This is a genomic window from Pseudomonas linyingensis (genome assembly GCF_900109175.1).
GTDB classification, from domain to species: domain Bacteria; phylum Pseudomonadota; class Gammaproteobacteria; order Pseudomonadales; family Pseudomonadaceae; genus Geopseudomonas; species Geopseudomonas linyingensis.
In genome coordinates this window covers 1-5,234 of sequence record NZ_FNZE01000034.1, presented here as the reverse complement: position 1 = coordinate 5,234, position 5,234 = coordinate 1, and the positions used below count along the sequence as shown (strand labels likewise).

Below are 5,234 nucleotides of genomic sequence, written 5' to 3'. Positions count from 1 at the left end.
TTTCGAAAAACGCTTGACAGAATGCAAGGCTGCTGTAGAATTCGCGGCCTCGGTTGAGACGAAAGACTTGATCGAAACGCTCTTTAACAAGTTGAATCAAGCAATTCGTGTGGGTGCTTGTGAGATAAGACTGACAGTCGCAAGATTATCAGCATCACAAGTAGTCTCGTGAATTCATGAGTTTATTTGCGATTGCTGAGCCAAGTTTAGGGTTTTCTCAAAACCCGCAATGATGTGAACTGAAGAGTTTGATCATGGCTCAGATTGAACGCTGGCGGCAGGCCTAACACATGCAAGTCGAGCGGATGAGGGTAGCTTGCTACCTGATTCAGCGGCGGACGGGTGAGTAATGCCTAGGAATCTGCCCGATAGTGGGGGACAACGTTTCGAAAGGAACGCTAATACCGCATACGTCCTACGGGAGAAAGCAGGGGACCTTCGGGCCTTGCGCTATCGGATGAGCCTAGGTCGGATTAGCTAGTTGGTGGGGTAAAGGCTCACCAAGGCGACGATCCGTAACTGGTCTGAGAGGATGATCAGTCACACTGGAACTGAGACACGGTCCAGACTCCTACGGGAGGCAGCAGTGGGGAATATTGGACAATGGGCGAAAGCCTGATCCAGCCATGCCGCGTGTGTGAAGAAGGTCTTCGGATTGTAAAGCACTTTAAGCTGGGAGGAAGGGCAGTAAGTTAATACCTTGCTGTTTTGACGTTACCAGCAGAATAAGCACCGGCTAACTTCGTGCCAGCAGCCGCGGTAATACGAAGGGTGCAAGCGTTAATCGGAATTACTGGGCGTAAAGCGCGCGTAGGTGGTTCAGCAAGTTGGATGTGAAAGCCCCGGGCTCAACCTGGGAACTGCATCCAAAACTACTGGGCTAGAGTATGGTAGAGGGTGGTGGAATTTCCTGTGTAGCGGTGAAATGCGTAGATATAGGAAGGAACACCAGTGGCGAAGGCGACCACCTGGACTAATACTGACACTGAGGTGCGAAAGCGTGGGGAGCAAACAGGATTAGATACCCTGGTAGTCCACGCCGTAAACGATGTCAACTAGTTGTTGGGTTCCTTGAGGACTTAGTAACGAAGCTAACGCGATAAGTTGACCGCCTGGGGAGTACGGCCGCAAGGTTAAAACTCAAATGAATTGACGGGGGCCCGCACAAGCGGTGGAGCATGTGGTTTAATTCGAAGCAACGCGAAGAACCTTACCTGGCCTTGACATGCTGAGAACTTTCCAGAGATGGATTGGTGCCTTCGGGAACTCAGACACAGGTGCTGCATGGCTGTCGTCAGCTCGTGTCGTGAGATGTTGGGTTAAGTCCCGTAACGAGCGCAACCCTTGTCCTTAGTTACCAGCACGTAATGGTGGGCACTCTAAGGAGACTGCCGGTGACAAACCGGAGGAAGGTGGGGATGACGTCAAGTCATCATGGCCCTTACGGCCAGGGCTACACACGTGCTACAATGGTCGGTACAGAGGGTTGCCAAGCCGCGAGGTGGAGCTAATCTCACAAAACCGATCGTAGTCCGGATCGCAGTCTGCAACTCGACTGCGTGAAGTCGGAATCGCTAGTAATCGTGAATCAGAATGTCACGGTGAATACGTTCCCGGGCCTTGTACACACCGCCCGTCACACCATGGGAGTGGGTTGCTCCAGAAGTAGCTAGTCTAACCTTCGGGGGGACGGTTACCACGGAGTGATTCATGACTGGGGTGAAGTCGTAACAAGGTAGCCGTAGGGGAACCTGCGGCTGGATCACCTCCTTAATCGAAGACTTCAGCTTCCTCATAAGTTCCCACACGAATTGCTTGATTCACTGATGAAAGGCGATTGGGTCTGTAGCTCAGTTGGTTAGAGCGCACCCCTGATAAGGGTGAGGTCGGCAGTTCGAATCTGCCCAGACCCACCAATTGTCGTGGTGCGCAGGCCGGTCAAATTGATGGGGCCATAGCTCAGCTGGGAGAGCGCCTGCTTTGCACGCAGGAGGTCAGGAGTTCGATCCTCCTTGGCTCCACCACTCCCAAGACGAAAATCGCCGAAAGCTCAGAAATGAGTGTTTACCGCCAGGTGCCGTGAGGCAGTTGTAGCGTGTGAAACATTGATTTCTGGTCTTTGTATCAGACTGTTCTTTAAAAATTTGGGTATGTGATAGAAGTAGACTGGTTAGTCGTTTTCACTGGCGGCTAATCAAGTCAAGGTAAATTTGCGAGTTCAAGCGCAAGTTTTCGGCGAATGTCGTATTTACACGAATATAACCAGATTGCTTGGGGTTATATGGTCAAGTGAATAAGCGCATACGGTGGATGCCTTGGCAGTCAGAGGCGATGAAAGACGTGGTAGCCTGCGATAAGCTTCGGGGAGTCGGCAAACAGACTTTGATCCGGAGATTTCTGAATGGGGGAACCCACCCAGCATAAGCTGGGTATCTTGTACTGAATACATAGGTGCAAGAGGCGAACCAGGGGAACTGAAACATCTAAGTACCCTGAGGAATAGAAATCAACCGAGATTCCCTTAGTAGTGGCGAGCGAACGGGGATTAGCCCTTAAGCTTCTTGGATTTTAGTGGAAGGCTCTGGAAAGTGCCGCCGTAGTGGGTGATAGCCCCGTACACGAAAGAATCCTTGAAGTGAAATCGAGTAGGACGGAGCACGAGAAACTTTGTCTGAATATGGGGGGACCATCCTCCAAGGCTAAATACTACTGACTGACCGATAGTGAACCAGTACCGTGAGGGAAAGGCGAAAAGAACCCCGGAGAGGGGAGTGAAATAGAACCTGAAACCGTATGCGTACAAGCAGTGGGAGCCCACTTTGTTGGGTGACTGCGTACCTTTTGTATAATGGGTCAGCGACTTATATTCAGTGGCGAGCTTAACCGTTTAGGGGAGGCGTAGCGAAAGCGAGTCTTAATAGGGCGTTTAGTCGCTGGGTATAGACCCGAAACCGGGCGATCTATCCATGAGCAGGTTGAAGGTTAGGTAACACTGACTGGAGGACCGAACCCACTCCCGTTGAAAAGGTAGGGGATGACTTGTGGATAGGAGTGAAAGGCTAATCAAGCTCGGAGATAGCTGGTTCTCCTCGAAAGCTATTTAGGTAGCGCCTCACGTATCACTCCAGGGGGTAGAGCACTGTTTCGGCTAGGGGGTCATCCCGACTTACCAAACCGATGCAAACTCCGAATACCTGGAAGTGCGAGCGTGGGAGACACACGGCGGGTGCTAACGTCCGTCGTGAAAAGGGAAACAACCCAGACCGTCAGCTAAGGTCCCAAAGTTATGGTTAAGTGGTAAACGATGTGGGAAGGCTTAGACAGCTAGGAGGTTGGCTTAGAAGCAGCCACCCTTTAAAGAAAGCGTAATAGCTCACTAGTCGAGTCGGCCTGCGCGGAAGATGTAACGGGGCTCAAACCATACACCGAAGCTACGGGTGCATCCTTTGGATGTGCGGTAGAGGAGCGTTCTGTAAGCCTGTGAAGGTGAGTTGAGAAGCTTGCTGGAGGTATCAGAAGTGCGAATGCTGACATGAGTAACGACAATGCGAGTGAAAAACTCGCACGCCGAAAGACCAAGGGTTCCTGCGCAACGTTAATCGACGCAGGGTTAGTCGGTCCCTAAGGCGAGGCTGAAGAGCGTAGTCGATGGGAAACAGGTTAATATTCCTGTACTTCTGGTTACTGCGATGGAGGGACGGAGAAGGCTAGGCCAGCTTGGCGTTGGTTGTCCAAGTTTAAGGTTGTAGGCTGGGATCTTAGGTAAATCCGGGATCCTAAGGCTGAGAACTGATGACGAGTTGTCTTTTAGATGACGAAGTGGTTGATGCCATGCTTCCAGGAAAAGCTTCTAAGCTTCAGGTAACCAGGAACCGTACCCCAAACCGACACAGGTGGTTGGGTAGAGAATACCAAGGCGCTTGAGAGAACTCGGGTGAAGGAACTAGGCAAAATGGCACCGTAACTTCGGGAGAAGGTGCGCCGGTGAGGGTGAAGTATTTACTACGTAAGCCCATGCCGGTCGAAGATACCAGGCCGCTGCGACTGTTTATTAAAAACACAGCACTCTGCAAACACGAAAGTGGACGTATAGGGTGTGACGCCTGCCCGGTGCCGGAAGGTTAATTGATGGGGTTAGCGAAAGCGAAGCTCTTGATCGAAGCCCCGGTAAACGGCGGCCGTAACTATAACGGTCCTAAGGTAGCGAAATTCCTTGTCGGGTAAGTTCCGACCTGCACGAATGGCGTAACGATGGCGGCGCTGTCTCCACCCGAGACTCAGTGAAATTGAAATCGCTGTGAAGATGCAGTGTATCCGCGGCTAGACGGAAAGACCCCGTGAACCTTTACTATAGCTTTGCACTGGACTTTGAGCTTGCTTGTGTAGGATAGGTGGGAGGCTTTGAAGCGTGGACGCCAGTCTGCGTGGAGCCAACCTTGAAATACCACCCTGGCAACCTTGAGGTTCTAACTCTGGTCCGTTATCCGGATCGAGGACAGTGTATGGTGGGTAGTTTGACTGGGGCGGTCTCCTCCTAAAGAGTAACGGAGGAGTACGAAGGTGCGCTCAGCGTGGTCGGAAATCACGCGTAGAGTATAAAGGCAAAAGCGCGCTTGACTGCGAGACAGACACGTCGAGCAGGTACGAAAGTAGGTCTTAGTGATCCGGTGGTTCTGTATGGAAGGGCCATCGCTCAACGGATAAAAGGTACTCCGGGGATAACAGGCTGATACCGCCCAAGAGTTCATATCGACGGCGGTGTTTGGCACCTCGATGTCGGCTCATCACATCCTGGGGCTGAAGCCGGTCCCAAGGGTATGGCTGTTCGCCATTTAAAGTGGTACGCGAGCTGGGTTTAGAACGTCGTGAGACAGTTCGGTCCCTATCTGCCGTGGACGTTTGAGATTTGAGAGGGGCTGCTCCTAGTACGAGAGGACCGGAGTGGACGAACCTCTGGTGTTCCGGTTGTCACGCCAGTGGCATTGCCGGGTAGCTATGTTCGGAAAAGATAACCGCTGAAAGCATCTAAGCGGGAAACTTGCCTCAAGATGAGATCTCACTGGAGCCTTGAGCTCCCTGAAGGGCCGTCGAAGACTACGACGTTGATAGGCTGGGTGTGTAAGCGTTGTGAGGCGTTGAGCTAACCAGTACTAATTGCCCGTGAGGCTTGACCATATAACACCCAAACAATTTGTTGTTTGCGTGTGACAGGCCGAAAGCTTGCAAGAACGCGT

The 5,234-nt window shown here is 51.9% G+C and carries 2 tRNA genes and 2 rRNA genes; all 4 read left to right on the top strand.

Annotated elements, in window-relative coordinates:
* Positions 1–236: 236 nt before the first annotated feature.
* Positions 237–1,773: ribosomal RNA gene (locus BMZ19_RS21905) — 16S ribosomal RNA — on the top strand.
* A gap of 66 nt (positions 1,774–1,839) precedes the next feature.
* Positions 1,840–1,916, top strand: a tRNA-Ile gene (locus tag BMZ19_RS21900).
* A 32-nt stretch (positions 1,917–1,948) separates the two neighbouring features.
* A tRNA-Ala gene (locus tag BMZ19_RS21895) sits at positions 1,949–2,024 on the top strand.
* Between the two features lie 259 nt (positions 2,025–2,283).
* Positions 2,284–5,175: ribosomal RNA gene (locus BMZ19_RS21890) — 23S ribosomal RNA — on the top strand.
* The 16S and 23S rRNA genes sit together here with 2 tRNA genes alongside, the layout of an rRNA operon.
* The last annotated feature ends 59 nt before the right edge of the window (positions 5,176–5,234 follow it).